The organism is Daejeonella sp. (assembly GCF_030695525.1).
Lineage (GTDB): Bacteria > Bacteroidota > Bacteroidia > Sphingobacteriales > Sphingobacteriaceae > Daejeonella.
The window spans coordinates 69819-86233 of record NZ_JAUYSS010000027.1 but is presented as its reverse complement, the minus strand read 5'-3'; the positions used below and the strand labels follow the sequence as shown (position 1 = coordinate 86233).

13 protein-coding genes are annotated in these 16415 nt (G+C 39.3%); 8 read left to right on the top strand and 5 right to left on the bottom strand.

Annotated features, from left to right (window positions below):
* Window positions 1–541 precede the first annotated feature (541 nt).
* From Q8S11_RS06440 to Q8S11_RS06410, 7 genes are all read left to right on the top strand, one after another.
* Window positions 542–739, top strand: coding sequence for a hypothetical protein (locus Q8S11_RS06440; protein WP_305661258.1), 198 nt, complete (start codon window positions 542–544; stop codon window positions 737–739).
* A 103-nt stretch (window positions 740–842) separates the two neighbouring features.
* Window positions 843–1232 carry a hypothetical protein gene (locus Q8S11_RS06435; RefSeq protein ID WP_305661257.1) on the top strand — a complete coding sequence of 130 codons (390 nt, stop codon included), beginning with the start codon at window positions 843–845 and terminating at the stop codon, window positions 1230–1232.
* Window positions 1233–1249: 17 nt separating this feature from the next.
* The gene (locus tag Q8S11_RS06430) at window positions 1250–1435 is read left to right on the top strand and encodes a helix-turn-helix domain-containing protein (RefSeq protein ID WP_305661256.1); all 186 of its coding nucleotides are present in this window, start codon (window positions 1250–1252) and stop codon (window positions 1433–1435) included.
* Window positions 1436–1552: 117 nt separating this feature from the next.
* Window positions 1553–1981 carry a DUF1398 domain-containing protein gene (locus Q8S11_RS06425; protein WP_371135131.1) on the top strand — a complete coding sequence of 143 codons (429 nt, stop codon included), beginning with the start codon at window positions 1553–1555 and terminating at the stop codon, window positions 1979–1981.
* Window positions 1982–2549: 568 nt separating this feature from the next.
* Window positions 2550–3785 carry an MFS transporter gene (locus tag Q8S11_RS06420; RefSeq protein WP_305661255.1) on the top strand — a complete coding sequence of 412 codons (1236 nt, stop codon included), beginning with the start codon at window positions 2550–2552 and terminating at the stop codon, window positions 3783–3785.
* Between the two features lie 44 nt (window positions 3786–3829).
* Window positions 3830–5320 carry an L-fucose/L-arabinose isomerase family protein gene (locus tag Q8S11_RS06415; protein ID WP_305661254.1) on the top strand — a complete coding sequence of 497 codons (1491 nt, stop codon included), beginning with the start codon at window positions 3830–3832 and terminating at the stop codon, window positions 5318–5320.
* 200 nt (window positions 5321–5520) lie between these two features.
* Window positions 5521–6363: a GNAT family N-acetyltransferase gene (locus Q8S11_RS06410; RefSeq protein WP_305661253.1), complete on the top strand. Its 843-nt coding sequence runs from the start codon at window positions 5521–5523 to the stop codon at window positions 6361–6363.
* 379 nt (window positions 6364–6742) lie between these two features.
* Here the strand turns inward: Q8S11_RS06410 and Q8S11_RS06405 are convergent, their stop codons facing one another.
* The 5 genes from Q8S11_RS06405 to Q8S11_RS06385 form a co-directional block, all read right to left on the bottom strand.
* A complete protein-coding gene (locus Q8S11_RS06405) occupies window positions 6743–7030 on the bottom strand; it encodes a HigA family addiction module antitoxin (protein WP_305661252.1) in 288 nt (95 codons plus the stop codon).
* Window positions 7031–7055: 25 nt separating this feature from the next.
* A complete protein-coding gene (locus tag Q8S11_RS06400; RefSeq protein WP_305661251.1) occupies window positions 7056–7358 on the bottom strand; it encodes a type II toxin-antitoxin system RelE/ParE family toxin in 303 nt (100 codons plus the stop codon).
* Window positions 7359–7958: 600 nt separating this feature from the next.
* Window positions 7959–10154, bottom strand: a complete 2196-nt coding sequence (locus tag Q8S11_RS06395) for a carbohydrate binding family 9 domain-containing protein (protein ID WP_305661250.1) — start codon at window positions 10152–10154, stop codon at window positions 7959–7961.
* Window positions 10155–10608: 454 nt separating this feature from the next.
* Complete coding sequence (locus Q8S11_RS06390; RefSeq protein WP_305661249.1) at window positions 10609–13521, bottom strand: PAS domain S-box protein; 2913 nt, start codon at window positions 13519–13521, stop codon at window positions 10609–10611.
* A gap of 511 nt (window positions 13522–14032) precedes the next feature.
* Window positions 14033–14446 carry a DUF2452 domain-containing protein gene (locus tag Q8S11_RS06385; RefSeq protein ID WP_305661248.1) on the bottom strand — a complete coding sequence of 138 codons (414 nt, stop codon included), beginning with the start codon at window positions 14444–14446 and terminating at the stop codon, window positions 14033–14035.
* Between the two features lie 270 nt (window positions 14447–14716).
* Here Q8S11_RS06385 and ggt point away from each other — a divergent pair, with 270 nt between their 5' ends.
* Entirely contained in the window at window positions 14717–16408 is a 1692-nt protein-coding gene (gene ggt / locus Q8S11_RS06380; protein ID WP_305661247.1) for a gamma-glutamyltransferase, read from the top strand.
* Window positions 16409–16415 lie beyond the last annotated feature (7 nt).

Below are 16415 nucleotides of genomic sequence, written 5' to 3'. Positions count from 1 at the left end.
TCTCCACCACCAGAGTCCGGTGGGAAGAACCCTCCTCATCAAATGGTCCTCCGCAATTTTCATTTCAGTTACGTCCCCCCCCCCCTCACGCTTAAAGCTCACAGCCGAAAGCCCAAAGCTCTAAGCTATTGCCGGGCTGCCCGTGCCAATGAAAAACAGCTCCGGGTTAAATAAACCTTGCCGGAGGAGGTATCTTCTGGCTATTCGTAATTTGAATTAGAACGCGATTTATTGCTGGAAATACTCCGTAGGAAAGGACTGAACTAGCATATGACACACAGGTATTGGTTTCAAAAAATCAATTATCGTGGCTTCGGAGCCTTATCAGACAACTCTATCCGTAATTTTTTTTTTACTCCTCCTTGATTTCGAACTTAGGTTTGTTAATAATCCCTGGGCAGGCTTCGCTTAAATCTACGGGTATTAAGAATGGTTTTTCCTGGTAAATTCAAGAATAAGTTTTTTAAAATTTTTTTTTGGGTTACCTTTTTAGGAAATCTGTATTAAGAAATATCGTTAAACTCAAATTAAAAACTAAACAATGAAAAACTTATTCAAATTCGGTTTCTTAGCTTTAGCTATCTCTCTTTCAGTTGCTGCTTGTAACTCAAACAAAACTGAAGATGCAGCTGCAGACACAATTGATTCTACTGCAGAAGTAATGACTGATTCTTTAGAAGCACAAATCGATACTGTTGATTCAACTGCTGCTGCTGCTGTTGATTCAGTTAAAAACTAATTAGCCCAAAAATTACAATAAATACCCTCTCATTTGTTTGAGAGGGTATTTTTGTTTGTGGTAGTCCCATTGGACTTGCCCATATCGAACCAGAAGGCACGCAATGAAATTCGATAAATATTCTCCGATCGATACGTTAAAACCCTACATCAAATTCTTGGTCGTATCGGAGAATGACCTGGAAAAAGAGTATAAAGTATTTCCGTCCTCAGGATTGGTTATCGGCTTTCAGTATAAAGGCCAACTCTCATCAATTAAGAATAGCACTTTAAGTAAGCTGGCTAAGGCAGGAGTGACAGGAATATCAGACAGCTTTAAAGTATTCAAAAGTTCAGCGGCACTGGAACTATACTGGTTTACTTTACTGAGCAACTCAAAGACATTCAAACCGATAAACTCAATCTTGAAGCGCTTAATCTTATCTATCAGAGCAAAGGAACTATCCGGATCAGTGAACTCAATGATAAACTTTTTATCAGCCAGAGTCCCTTAGAAAAACGCTTCCGGAAAGTGGTAGGAACTACACCTAAAAAATTTGCTTCCATTGTCCGTATCAATGCAGTTCTCAACGATCTGAATGCAAAATCACTTATTGAAATCTGCTACGAAAACAATTTCTTCGATCAGGCCCGCTTCATCAAGGATTTCAAACAATTTACAGGTGATACCCCCGAACATTTTAAGCGCTTTTTGTAGAAAAACGATTTTCTACAATGGGACGGATTTTTAGTGATGCATTTTTGAATGGTAATCTTAATGCTAAGCCATGGCTAAACTTCAAACTTATGGGCTGGTTCTGAGCATCAGGATTGCATCAAATTCATTGAACCGTTTAACAACAAATCAAGAAAAATATTTACAGTAGATCAGATTAAAGCTGCTCACAGCAAGGTGAAATCAGGGGCCGACTTCCCTGCATACATCCGGGAAATTAAGGCAATGGGTGTCACTCATTATGAATCTTATGTCATAGATGGTCATATTGACTATCATGGTTCCATGGATTATACGGCAAAAGTGCCTGCAAAATATGAAGCTTTGCTTATTGCCAACTCAACTGATATTGAGCAATTTAAAGCGGGGTTGAAAGCACACCAGCGGGCTGAAACAGATTTTTTGAGCTTCATCAGAATGTGTGCAGCCTTCGGTATCGAAAAATGGGAAGTTTGCATGGACAAAATGACCTGCACGTATTTTGATAAAGCAGGGAATGTGGTTTTGGTTGAGGGGATTCCTTATTAATTGAGGACTAAATCATTGGAAATTTATTTTATTGGTTGGGGAGTATGGAGAACCTTAACATTAGACAATTCGTGGGTCCTACGCCAAAACTGTACAACAGCCATTAAACTTATCGTTTAAACTCATCAGATGATTTGAACTCATCTGATGAGTTTAAAAACTAATGTTGTGCTTAATATCAATTTTGGTAATCGCTGGAACCTCTACGCATAGCTTGTGGCATTTTGTCTGAACTATGATTTTTTTGATTAGCATGATTGAAATGATTCATAATATCAAATAAATCATCTGGATCATGGTTCAGACAACAGCATAGGCGGGACTCTTCATCATTCTACAATCATTAGGCGATTTGCTAAACTATACGGCCAGTGGGTAGATAGAGATATCTTTTTTACTCAACATAGCCGGGATTCCGTTGCTTAAAACCCCGGAATTTCCAAAGAGTCCTTCAAAGATTGTACTTAATTATAAAAACAATTAAGAACCATTATATTAGAGATAATGAAAATTCAAGCAAGCTAAATTATATGAAAGAAAAAATTCACAATAGCATGAAGGCCTGCCTATGAAAAAAAGCTATCTCCCCTGGTTAGTTTTAGCATTACTGTTTGTTGCTACAGGCTTGAGTTTCTTAGACCGTCAGGTTTTATCGATGACTATCATAAAAATCCAGGCGGAATTTAAGTTTTCAGATGTAGAATATGGCTTCGTAAATACAGCTTTTTTAATAAGTTATGCCCTGATGTTTACTGTGGGTGGCAGATTAATCGATACCTGGGGCAGTAAAATTGGTTTGGCGGTAGCTGTTGGGGTTTGGTCTGTTGCCTGTGGCCTGCATGGGGTGATGACGAGTTTTTATCAATTGGTAGCCTTCAGGTTTTTATTGGGAATGGGAGAGGGAGCTTGCTTTCCCGGAGCTGCAAAAACGGTATATGAATGGTTCGATGAGAAAAAACGGGGATTAGCAAATGGTATTGCAATAGGCGGAGCTGCTATAGGTGCCGTTATAGCTCCACCATTAATCATATTAATTTCAAGTCATTTTGGATGGAGATGGAGCTTTATCATCCCGGGAATTGCCGGAATTGTTTGGGTTATTATCTGGCTATATATTCCATGGGGTGAAAATAGTCATACAAATAAAAACCAGAGCATTGTCAAACAATCAGTGATACCTTTTATTACTATCCTGAAGAACAGGGCAGCCTGTATCTTCATCCTAATTCGGTTTCTGCTTGACCCAGTAATGTATTTTATTATGTTTTGGGTTCCAAAATATCTGCATGCCGAGCGAAATGTTTCTTTTGAACAAATAGGGAACCTCTTCTGGATCCCATTCCTTGCATTAGGGATATCCAATATTATTGGAGGATGGTTTTCGGATAAACTTGTTAAAAATAATTTTTCAATTAATCGTGCCCGAAAAACAGTTATGGGTATTGCTGCCCTGCTCACCATTGTTGCTCCCTTCATCGCATGGGTTTCAACAGTAGAAATGGCCCTTGCCTTAATGGCTGTAATCATGTTTGCCCATGGTTTCTGGATCACGAATTACATCACCGCTATTTCGGATATTTTTGGTAAAAATGGAACCTCCACTGTCGTTGGACTATCGGGGACTGCAGGGGCTATTTCAGGCCTAATTATCAATCCCTTAATTGGCTTAATTGTGCAAAATTATTCATACACGCCTATCTGGATTGCATCGGGAATTCTTTACCCTCTGGCTTTTATCCTGTTTATGGTTTTTATTCGCCGGATCCAGCCATTTAATTTTGAGACAAAACAGGTATCCAATTAGTCAAAATATAGTTTAGATTAACATTTAGAATTACTCTTAAAAAAATGAATAAAAACTTAGAAAATAAATCCAAAACAGGATTGCAACCATATATTGTGCGGAGAAAGCAGACCGTTGCAAAAATCGGTGTTTTTGGAGTTGGTTATTATAAATATTGGAACCAGTTTGAAGGTTTACTGGATGCCCTGAAAGCCAAGCAAGATGTTTTCCTCAAAAAATTGCAAAAACATGAGGTGGAGGTTATAGATTTTGGCATTATAGATAATGTAAAAAGTGCTTACGATCTGGTACCGGTATTAAAAGCAGCCAACCTGGATCTGATTTTTTGCGATATGCTTACTTATGCCACTTCCAGCACCTTTGGGACTATTATCAGAAGTATAGATGTGCCTATTGTGATGGTGGCATTGCAGCCTGATAAAGCCCTCGATTATGCCAATGCAAGTACATACATGCAATTATACAACGATGATATTTGCTCATTACCTGAATTTGCGGGGGTTGCGGTGAGGATGGGTAAAAAAGTTCCTGAAATGATTATCGGAACCTTGCATGATGACCCGGACTCAGAAGTTGAAATAGAAGAATATTGCCGGATCGCTAAGGTATTGCATGATGTGAAAACCGTAAGGATTGGGCATATCGGTCATCCCATAGAGGCAATGCTTGATATGCACACGGATGCTACGATGGTAACTGCTCATTTTGGTGCACATATTATTCAATGTGAGGCACATGAAATAGTTTCACAATATGAAAAGGTAAGCGATAGCGAAATTAAAGCGGCAAAAGAACGAATCCTTGATTTTTTCGATACACCGGATCCTGTTTCAGACCCAATATCAGAAAAGCTCAAAGAGGAAGATTTAGTTACTGCTGCAAAAGTTACGGTAGCCCTTGAAAAATTTGTGGATGAGAAACAATTGGATGGTTTGGCTTATTATTACGAGGCAGAGGATAATAGTACTACAAGGCTGGTCATGTCTAACCTGACTGTAGGCAATTCCCTGTTAACAGGTTCTGGTTTTCCGATGTGTGGCGAATCAGATATCAAAACCTGCATGGCCATGCTGATTATGGATCGCTTAAATATTGGGGGTAGTTTTGCCGAATTTCATCCGGTTGATTTTAAGGATGATTTTGTATTGGTTGGCCATGATGGTCCCCATAATATTGCCATTGCTGAAGGCAGGCCCGTTTTACGCAGTCTGAAAAAATATCATGGAAAACCGGGATTTGGTGCCGGTGTAGAATTCAAGATAAAGGAAGGGCCAATTACGATATTAAGTATCAGCTCAACTTTTGAGGGGAAATTTAAATTTGTTATTGCAGAAGGGGAATCGGTAGAAGGGCCGATTCCTGCAACGGGTAATACCAATACGCGTGGCTTTTTTAAGAAGGATGTGCGGATTTTTCTTCGCCGATGGACCAAGGAAGGGCCTACACACCATTTTGCGCTTGGTGTAGGTCATCATGCCGCTACAATTCAGAAAATTGCCAATTATCTGAATATTGAATCTGTGATTATTGATTAGAAGATAGGGGGGTATATGGTTTGTATAATTCCTTCATGGCTTCTTGCAGGCGAGTCTTAAGACTCTTAATCATTTAATAATCCGTAGACACGCTTCGCTTAAGTCTACGGACAGTAAGTATCGAATGTGTAATTATCGACTAGGGACTATGGTTAGGAAGGGTTTTTTGTATTATTCAATTCAATATTTGTCAAGTATCGATGATTAAGTATCGAACTATGGCTCCTGCTGATATCCCAGAGGGTTTAAAGCTCTGTCGTAAAGCCAAATGGAATCAAATGGAGGCGGATTGGCAGATATTTCTGCAGAATAGTCCGGGTGCCTGTATGGTAGCCATATTTGAGGATCAAATTGTGGGAACGGTTACTACTATCACATATGAACATTCATTTAGCTGGATAGGCATGGTATTGGTTGACCCTGATTTCCGGCGAAAGGGGATAGGACAGCAATTATTGCAGGAAGCTCTGCAACTTTTGCACAGTGAAGAAACTTTAAAACTGGATGCTACACCGCAAGGCCGGGAGGTCTATCTGAAATTGAATTTTGTTGATGAGTACACCTTGTCCCGGATGAATATGTTGCATGCGGAGGAGATATTTCATCCTACAATAGCCAGAGCAATACGTAAGGAAGATTTGTCCGGGGTGATCGAATTTGACAGCAAAATCTTTGGTGCAAATCGTGAGTCATTGTTGAACTGGATGTGGGAGAAAGCACCGGGATTTGCCTTTCTGATTGAAGAGGGAAATGAAATTAAGGGATATTCTATGGGGAGGTATGGACATGACTTTATGCATATCGGGCCAATTATAGCTGCAAACATCAGTATTGCTAAGGATCTTGTAAATGCTGCATTAAATAAATGCGCAGGGTCTCCTGTTATTTTGGATGTTTTGCATTTTGAACCCGAATGGATAGCCTGGCTGAACGGAATTGGTTTTACAGAGCAACGAAATTTTATTAGAATGTTTCGGGGGACTAACCGTTTTAAGGGGGTGCCAGGAAATCAATTTGCGATTATTGGACCGGAGTTTGGATAGGTGGGGTCTCTATTTTACAGAGGTTTTTAAACGACGGAAAGCAGGGAGCATGGAAAATGTTAAAAAGGCTCTTGCTAAGACGCAGAGACGCAAAATATATCATCTAAAATGAATGTAAAAAATGTGTAAGCCTTTGCGTCTTAGCGTCTTTGCGATAGTAAAACTTGAAAAATTCTAGAAGAGGGTTGAGAAGCTGCGAAAACTCGATGGATATATGGATTTTTAACTGAATCGATTCGATTATAGCGAATGCGGGAACTTCCACAATCCCCCTAACAACGCATGTCAACCTATAACTACAGGTTCCTACAAATCGGGAATCTCCCAATACTTAAAGTATGACCAGCGATGTCATTGCTTTGTAAATCCTCAATAAAAATCAGGCATATTCGACTTGTCGGGCTTGCTGTAAGTCATACGATAGCTGTAGTCCGGCCCAATAAGCAGCACTGACACCCAATAGCTTCTCAAGTTTTATTGCAAGTTTAGCCGAAATATTTCTTTTGCCGGCAAAGATCTCGCTTAGATGGTGTGGAAGAATTTCCAAATCTCTAGCCACATCTTTTTTTAATAATCCGCGTTCGACAATCTCTTCCTCAAGAAATGTGCCCGGGTGAAATGCTTCGATAGTCAGCACAGTACCCTTATTGTCTTTAATTAGATCCATGTCTGTAATACTCTGTTGTTATCTTCTATGAGTAGTGCTTGTTGATCTCATCTATTTCAATAATCTCTAAACCACCCTCTTTATCTATACCGAAAATGATACGATAAGCTTTATTCCTGATGGAATATTTGCCATCATACCTTTTTTCCTTTAGTTTCTCGAAATGCAAACTTTTCAGATTACGTAAATCCTGGGTGCTTTGCATATCCTTCATCTGTGCCAGTCTCCTCTTGAAACCTATTAACACCTCATTAGGAAAGGGTAGCTTTCCATGGTATGTACCTTTCGCCACTTCACCTAGAAAATGGTCGTTAATGATTATTTGCATTTAGGGCGTATTGAGGTGTGATTTCGGTTTTTTCAAATTTTGCATTGTTTATTATTTGTTTCCAGACAAGTATATAACCTTTTTTTGGTAATACCAAATTTTGGTTATAAAAAAATTTTTGATGATTGATGTTCTCCGCTGGCGCACACCAACAATGAGAATACTGATCAAATGGAATGAAAACAAGGCTCTCGCTAAGACGCAGAGAGGCAAATATATTATCTATTATGAATATATATAATGTGTAAGCTGTTGCATCTTGGCGTCTTTGCGAGAGTAAAAATGAGAAATCTACAAGAGAATTGATAAGCTGTTATAACCTTAGTTAACCTGAGTTCGGCATAAATTAGGAGTAAAAATCCTTGTAATTGATTTCATGAAGCTATGGAGCCGAGATAATTGATTTTGGAAAGCAATACCTGTGTTTTATTGCTTAGTTCAGCCCTTTCCTCCGGGGTATTTCCGGCAAGAAATCGCGTTCCATTTCAAATTATGAATAGCCGGAAGATACCTCCTACGGCAAGGTTTATTTTACCCCGAGCTGTTTTTCATCGGGAGGGGCAGCCCGGCAAAACCCTGCCCTTGCGCTGGCAGGAATATTTATAAACTCAACAAATCAAAGCTGCGGGTGTATTTTAAGGTCAGGCTCCGGGTATCCAGCAGGTCAAGCAAATCTTTATCTTTTACGATATTAACTACGACAAACAAACCATTATTTGCATTTTGAAGCCAGCCAAATCTTGCATTAACAGAAGTAATTCTTGACCTGTTGTTATATTGAACTAAACTCTGAACAAACATACGTGGGGTAAAGGAATAAGCCAGACGATTCCCAAGTACAATAGCTTTTAATTCCCCGTTTGGCAGATTTAATATATTGTGATTTACAATGACGGATGAATTCAATTTATCTCCAACTCTGGCTTTTACAGTTGCTGTTGTCGCTATTCTGTCTCCTCCAAAATATCCTCCTATAATAGATCGGGCATTCAATGAAACTGCTTTATTTTGATTGGTTATCAGAACCAGTTGCAGTTCATTATGTTTATATGTTGATTTGGGCACTAAAACCCCTGATAAATTAAAGTCTTGCACAACACCTTCTGTTGTATAATTAATGCCTGAGTGTATTTCCAGACCACTTTTCCAAACCCAATGATTGTCAATATGGAGGTATCCTGTAACTAAATTTCCATTAAAATCGGCATATTGTCTATAGGAGACGTGAGGCCTGAGTTCTAATAGGTTCAACAAATTATCTGGCCTCCATCTGTGCTGGATAAAAAATTCAGGTTTCCTGAAAGCACTCCGTTGAAGAAAACCTACTTCCGGGTTGAATCCTTCACCTAATTCAGTATAAGCAGCTCTAAGTTCCCATCTTTCCCAATTATAACTGAACTGAAGTTTATATGAATGATCAGAATCGGTAATTCCGGGTGTTGCACTTTTAGCTAAAAACCCGGTGATTTGTGCCTTTTGGCCCAGACCCCATTTCCCATCTACCGCCATGACGTGATTGTAATCATCATTGCGATCTCCCATTCCAGTTCTGTTTATAAATGCCCCACCAATGGAAGACCTGTGTTTTGGAAAATCGTGGTTTACTCTGGCCATGTTATAACTATTCTTATCTATTCCAAGACTTTGGACATCATCTGTAAACATGCTTAATAATCCCACATTGGTTTGCCCTATTTTACCTGAAACCCGTCCTCCTCCAGTGATTGGGATAATATTTCCATTGCCACTAATACCAATCTTACGACTGAAGAATAAATCTACTTCGCCCGGACTGCCCATCGTAAACTGACCTGCATTTTCGAGGAAAAATGGCCTTTTTTCAGGAAAGAATAAGTTGAACCGATCCAAATTAACTTGCTCATCGTCTACTTCAACCTGAGCAAAATCAGTGTTATAGGTTAAGTCTAATGTCAGACTTGGCGTTACACTATATTTCAAATCCATTCCGGCCTCAAAATTTGTATCAGTTTTATGAGGCACTAAAGACCTGTTGTTAACTGCCTGAGTAAGTACATATGGAAATATTTTGAAATTGCCTGGGTTTTTGAGATTTAATCCATCCAGCTTACCTGCCATGGACAATCTTTTCAGGTCAAAACCTATTGGAATTGCTGCCCAGTAAGCAGTTTCCGTCTTTTTGCTAATGTTTCTCTCAAAATTGATACCCCAGGTCAGGTTTTCTCCTGCTGTAAATCTCAGAGAACGCAGTGGAATAGCAAACTCTGCACTCCATCCGTAATCTCCAATATGAGTCTTAACATCCCAGTCTGCATCCCAGTTTAAGTTTATACCACCAATTACACCTCCCTGCTGGCGGTTAGTATTATTAGTTCCTTTGCCTTCATTATCAATTTGAGCATCGTATTCCATGCCATTTGCATTGGTTCCGAATAAAAAACCATTTTGAGTATCGTTATAGGTGTCGAGGATAAATAGAAAACTATCTTCATCTGTCAGATCAGCATCTCTTCTTGAGTCAGAAACTACTATTGCCTTCGGATTACTATCATAGCAGATAGCTGCCACATAAAACATTTTATCTGTATAAGCAACCCTTATTACTGTCTTTTCGGAAGCAGGAGCCCCGATATTAGGCTTGATTTGTGTTAAATCACCAATTGGCTCTATGTTTTCCCAAAATGAATCGCCAATTATTTTACCGTCTATAACCGGGTCTTCATTAGATAATCTGGCTTGAATTACAGGGCGGTTTGTACCTTGTGTTTGGGTTCGGTTTTCCTGAGCTTCAGCATAAAATGAAAAAATCAACATCATTGATATTATCCAGGGAGATTTACACTGAAGGGTCATGTCTGAAATAGAATTTTGTTTTATGATGGCGCTAATTTAGTTTTATATTCAATTAATCCAAAAAGTCGCTTTTAGATCCCTGTGTTGTGTTTCCATCGCTTTGAATTTTAAAGGAGTGTTGAGAAGCTCTGCTAACTCGACAGAAAGTAATTAATTTTATTCGAATGTTTCGGGGGACTAATCGTTCTAAGGGTGTGCCGGGCAATCTATTTGCGATTGCTCCTCTGGTCAATGTTATTCACCGACCATGTGAGGTGTGCTACTGGTACGGTGATAACACCGACCAGAGGGAAACTCGATGGAAAGTAATTAATGTTGTACGAAAAAGTCAATTTAGGTAATCGATGGAAACTCGACGGATAGTCTTGCTAGTTTGAAAGATCTTCAATTCCTAATATTTCTACTCCTTTGTTAACATCTACTTATTATCCCAATCAAATTCTATTGTAAATTGAGATCCTTTATTCACCTCGCTCCTGATACTTATCTTACCACCCAGTTTCTCAACCTGAGCTTTTACCATAAACAATCCCAGACCTTTACCCTCTACAGAAGGATGAAATCTTTTATATAAGCCAAAAACCTGATCGCCCTGTCTTTCGAGATCAATTCCCAAACCATTATCAGTAAAAATTAATTGAAGTTTCCTGTCCACCAGATGACTTTCAATATTAATAATACAGGGAATCTGAGGCTGGCGGTATTTAATACTATTGGTAATCAGATTATAAAAAATACTGTAGATATAGCTTTTTAAGGTGGTGAATGTGTTGATTTCTGAAAAGTCGTATCCTATTTCAATCCTTTTCAGTTCGATCAAATTTTTAATACTGATCTTTATGTCTTCTACCAATTTAGAAAAATTAACCTGCTCTTTATTTTCATTCAAGGTAGTGCTGACCTGTAGAATTTGATTAAGATCTTTGACTATGTCATCCAGTTTGTCAACGGATTCAAAGAGACCCTGATTTAATTCTTCCTTTTCCTCCTGGCTTAAGTCCGGAATGTTCTGGATGCTGATAAGGCCAAGGATATTGGCTACAGGGGCTCTCAGATTATGAGAAATGATATAGGCAAATTGCTCCAGATCATTATTTCGCTGGATCAGGTCTTTGGCAACCCTGCTCCGTTCGAACTCCGCAAACTTGCGTTCGGAAATATCCTGATGAGACACTACGACCAAAGATTGATTGCCTTCAAATTTTAATGCACGCATGCCAAACCAGCGTTTTCCCTCAGGGGAGTCGCATGGATATTCAAGATAAAAAATATCTTCCCTATCATTCATTACATCTTTTATTCCCGCGCATGCAGTTCCTGCATATTCTTCTCCATCTTTTTCGGCTTTGGAACAAACCTCAAAATAATTACTTCCAATACCAGTGCACGTTGTGGTGTGTGCGCCATTTTCAAAGCCGAAGATATTCCAGGATTCATTGACGGCAACTAGAGTTCCGGTAAAATTAATTACGGCAATGTTGGAGTTTAGTGAATCTAAAACACCCCGGTTAAATGACTCACTGTTTCGGAGTTGCTGTTCCACTTCTTTTCGTTCAGTGATGTCCTGAACAATGCCGTAAACGCGGATAGGGTTGAGATTAGTGTCAAAATCTGATAGTTTTAAACTATTTCCGTATCTGGTCAGGCCTTCTCTGGTGATAAATCTGAAATCAAAAGAGTAATCTGCATGAGATTTTAACGCATGCTCCATTTCATTAGTTACATACTCCAGATCATCTGGATGGATAAAGGAAAGAAATGCTTCTTGGGTAGGGATCACCTCTGCTCTTTCCACCCCCAATAATTTATATATTTCATCAGACCATGTGTGGGTTTGACTTTTCATATCAATCTCCCAACTGCCTAAATGTGCTATTCTTTGAGATTCTTTAAGTCGTAATTCACTTACTTCAATGCGCTTACGGGATAAAACCTGTTCTGTTACATCAACAGCAAAAAAGAAAATGCCATCAATTTCCTGATTATTATCTCTGTGCGCCTGGTAACTAAAATTCAGATATTTATCTCTAAGTTTTCCCCCGATATCCAGTTTTACTAGCATCTCATTAGCCGAAAAGGTTTCGCCGGTTTTGTAAACCTTGTCCAGAATACAAATGAAACCCTGTTCAACAGTACCCGGTAAAACATCTTTTACAGATTTGCCTATTATATCATTTATACCAATTAGTTCTAGATACTGGGGGTTAACTACTTCATAAACATGATCGGGGCCGCTGACTACCCCTATACTTACCGGGGCTTCAAGAAAAAGGTCATAAAACCGTTGTCTTTCAAATTCGACCGCCTTTTCCAGCTTTTTCTTTTCACTTACATTTCTTGCTACCGCATATCTGATCTGATCTTTTTCATCCCAGCGGACAGACCATGAGATGGGCACTATAGAGCCATTTTTATGTACATACCTGTTTTCAAAATTCACTGCATTCTTTCCAGCTAAAACATTGTCAGCAGCTTTTTGGGTTTTAATGCGATCCTCTGGATAAACAAAGTCAATGGTGCGATTTCCGATAAGTTCATCTGCTCTGTAGCCCCACATCTCTTCACATGCTGCACTTACCCTTAAAAACACGCCCTTTGCATCCACCGCGCAAATCACATCCAGGGAAGAATCCATTGTTTTGATATTTTCGTTCAGTGCCTGCCTCAAAGCTGCGGATACTTCAAATAGGGCTTGCTTCTCAATTTCCAGTTCTTTTTTCCATTTCCTTTCTTTTGTGATGGTTTTTTGCAAACCTTTAAAGAGCAGGGGAATTAAAGCAACACATAAAAAACTCAGGAAAATCAGATTAGTTGAAACTGCGATCCATTCGCCGATGTTATGGTTACGCAGGTCTCCTTGAGGTAACATATTGTACTGTACGAGCAAAGCGAAGATCACACAGATAAAAGTATTCAGCCAGGCAGACCAATAGACCCGGTCAGTTGAGAAGATCAGAATGCTGAAAATACAGGTTGTTAATAAATAGAGAAGTCCCGGTCCGTTTAAACCCACATAATAAAGGATAGCGATGCTAAAGAGATAAGCACAGGAGATGAGTATTGCCTTGCGGAAAATGAGCTTAATCTGGGGTAAAAATCCGACAATTATCATGCATAAAACCGTTATTATGTCGATCAAAGCAAGGACATACAAATTAATCTTCAAACTCCAGTAAATGCCTGGTATCAGTGCAATAAGTGATAAGGGTAATAGATAGATGATCGTGGTTGCAAACAGTTTATTTCGCCAAAAAATCAGGTCCTCTTCGCTATCACCGGGATTGGTGCAATTTCGTTTAATTTTATGGATGTATTTAGCTGTTATATTCATGTAATTATCTTATTAACAATCTGATGGCAGGTAGCAAAGGCCACAGAACATCAGGATACTAATTGTCTTTCCTTAATGGAACTACATGGTAAGGTTGACGGATAGAGGTTATATTAACTTGTTCTTAAATGAGTTTACAAAAAGAGTACTGATAATCATTCAATAGACAGTTCTGTAGTATAGTTCAAATAATTGATATTACCTGGTATATTTATTATTAGGATAGACAGATTAGTTCAATAATCAGGCCAGTGGCGAAAATTGGTAATATCCCGTTCATGAACTTAGGGATCTTCTATTTAAAGAATGCAAACAGCGAAGTAAAATAGGTGTTTTCCCATGCCAGACGTTGGCAATTGCAGGAAGCTATGAAGGCAACACAGCTTTAGTTGGGCACCCGGAGCAAGTGCAGAACTTATCCGTCGAACGATTCACCGGAGTGGTGCTGAATAATTTAAATTAAATTTAACTGAATTGTTTGGGTAGGCTTAGATCGGTTACACTTTTAGACTTATTTCAGAATCTCGGTTTTTGACCATTTATGGCTTGCATCTAATTTGAAGGAACCCAGATATTTTTGATTCCAGCTATCAGGAGAGATCAGGGAAAGGAATAATGTATCATCCGATTTACTGTAAAGGTGATATACCTGTCCCATAACCGGAGTGAAATTGTATTTGGCAGAATAGACCAGTTCATTCAATTGAACTTCATTCACCAACTTTTCATATTCTTCCTTTAGCTCATCGAATTTGGTTTTAAAATTCTTGTTGGCCAGTTCCGCATTGGATTGCTTCCAACCACCTACATTTTCGAGATTTATTGCCGGGGCGCTCACATTGCTGCCATAACTTAACCCCTTTTGATAATAGCCTTTTTCCTTATCCCAAACCACCAGGTCAGGCTTTTCTTCGTTTTCTTCCATTTTTCAGCGTGTAAAAGATCAAAAACCCTTCTTTTATTCTGCAAAAATAATTATTGAAACTGAGGATTGATTATCTGCTGAATAAAATGACCTGATTATTATTTAGATGATTTGATGATTTGAAAATTTGTCGATTTGTTGATTTGTCGATTTGCCCAAGACATCCATTTACAAATGGAAAGATTATACTCCCATCGACAAATAGACAAATTGAATAATAGACAAATTATTGCCTCCAAATCCATTATATTTAAATTCCAAATTCTCAACATGAAAAAGCTAATTCTATTTTTAATTCTACCACTAAGTATTTGTGCCCAGGATCGTCCTTATGGGAAAATATGGGCCACACGTTCGCAGGTTATTGCCCAGCATGGGATGGCTGCGACATCCCATCCACTTTCAACACAGGTTGCGCTCGATATTTTAAAGGCTGGCGGAAATGCGATTGATGCGGCCATTGCAGCCAATGCAATGGAAGGGGTTGTAGAGCCTCATGTGAATGGTATCGGTGGAGATTTGTATGCAATTGTTTGGGATGCGAAAACAAAAAAATTATATGGTCTGAACGGTTCCGGCCGCTCGCCGAAATCACTGAGCCTTGCTGAGTTCAGAAAACGGGGAATTTCTCATATTCCATCCCAGGGACCATTGCCGGTCACTGTTCCGGGATGTGTGGATGCCTGGTTTGAGCTGCATCAGAAGTTTGGTTCTATGCCTATGACAAAGGTGCTCGAAAAAGCTGTTTCATACGCAAGAAATGGATTTCCTGTTCATGGTGAATTAGCAAACTCAGTAAAGGCGGTACCTGCTTTATATGGTTCTTACCCTAATGTTAAAAAGTATTATTATCCTAATGGAAATTTGCCGCAGGAGGGAGATGTTTACAAAAATTCTGATCTGGCCAATACCCTTGAGCGGATTGGAAAAGAGGGTAGGGAGGTATTTTATAAAGGGGATATGGCACGTACCATTGATGCCTTTATGAAGAAGAACGGTGGGTTTTTGAGTTATGAAGATATGGCTGCACATACTTCCACCTGGGTGGAACCTGTTTCTGTAAATTATAGAGGCTATGATGTATGGGAATTACCTCCAAACGGACAGGGGATAGCAGCCTTGCAAATGCTCAACATTTTGGAGGGTTATGACTTTTCAAAGATCAAATTGGGCAGTGCTGAACATGTGCACCTATTCACTGAGGCTAAAAAACTTGCCTTTGAAGACAGAGCTAAATTTTATGCCGATATGGATTTTGCCAAAGTCCCGCTTAAGGAATTGATTTCAAAATCGTATGCTGCTGAACGAAGAAAGCTGATAAATCCTGATAAAGCTGCAATAAGAGTGGATGCAGGAAATCCGGCAATGAAGGACGGCGATACGATTTATCTTACTGTTGCCGATAAGGACGGAAATATGGTTTCCCTTATACAGAGTAATTTCAGGGGTTTTGGTTCCGGGATGATGCCCGACGGACTTGGATTTATGTTTCAGGATCGGGGAGAGCTGTTTAATGTGATGAAAGAGGGTGAAAATAATACCTATGCACCGGGCAAAAGACCCTTTCAAACGATAATTCCGGCATTTATGACCAAAGACGGTCTGCCGGTAATGAGTTTTGGGGTAATGGGTGGTTCTTTTCAACCATTGGGACATGTACAAATTGTGATGAATGTGGTTGATTTTGGCTTAAATATTCAGGAAGCAGGAGATTTTCCAAGGATTAACCATGAAGGGTCTTCTGAACCGACTGGTGAAGGTATGGCTCCAAAAGGAGGAATGATTACGCTTGAAAGCGGATTTTCTTATGATGTGATCAGGGAATTAATGCTCAAGGGGCACCAGGTTGGCTACATTAACGGGATGTATGGAGGTTATCAGGCTATCCGTTGGGATCCGGTTCGAAAGGTTTATTTCGGCGCATCCGAATCAAGAAAGGATGGGCAGGCAGCAGGATACTAAGCTAATA

Excerpts from the sequence above, each read along its gene's own strand:
- Q8S11_RS06420 (WP_305661255.1), top strand. The coding sequence starts at position 2,550 with ATGAAAAAAAGCTATCTCCCCTGGTTAGTTTTAGCATTACTGTTTGTT.
- Q8S11_RS06390 (WP_305661249.1), bottom strand. The coding sequence starts at position 13,521 with ATGAATATAACAGCTAAATACATCCATAAAATTAAACGAAATTGCACC.
- Q8S11_RS06415 (WP_305661254.1), top strand. The coding sequence starts at position 3,830 with ATGAATAAAAACTTAGAAAATAAATCCAAAACAGGATTGCAACCATAT.
- Q8S11_RS06405 (WP_305661252.1), bottom strand. The coding sequence starts at position 7,030 with ATGGATCTAATTAAAGACAATAAGGGTACTGTGCTGACTATCGAAGCA.
- Q8S11_RS06440 (WP_305661258.1), top strand. The coding sequence starts at position 542 with ATGAAAAACTTATTCAAATTCGGTTTCTTAGCTTTAGCTATCTCTCTT.
- Q8S11_RS06395 (WP_305661250.1), bottom strand. The coding sequence starts at position 10,154 with ATGATGTTGATTTTTTCATTTTATGCTGAAGCTCAGGAAAACCGAACC.
- Q8S11_RS06435 (WP_305661257.1), top strand. The coding sequence starts at position 843 with ATGAAATTCGATAAATATTCTCCGATCGATACGTTAAAACCCTACATC.
- Q8S11_RS06385 (WP_305661248.1), bottom strand. The coding sequence starts at position 14,446 with ATGGAAGAAAACGAAGAAAAGCCTGACCTGGTGGTTTGGGATAAGGAA.
- ggt (WP_305661247.1), top strand. The coding sequence starts at position 14,717 with ATGAAAAAGCTAATTCTATTTTTAATTCTACCACTAAGTATTTGTGCC.
- Q8S11_RS06400 (WP_305661251.1), bottom strand. The coding sequence starts at position 7,358 with ATGCAAATAATCATTAACGACCATTTTCTAGGTGAAGTGGCGAAAGGT.
- Q8S11_RS06410 (WP_305661253.1), top strand. The coding sequence starts at position 5,521 with ATGATTAAGTATCGAACTATGGCTCCTGCTGATATCCCAGAGGGTTTA.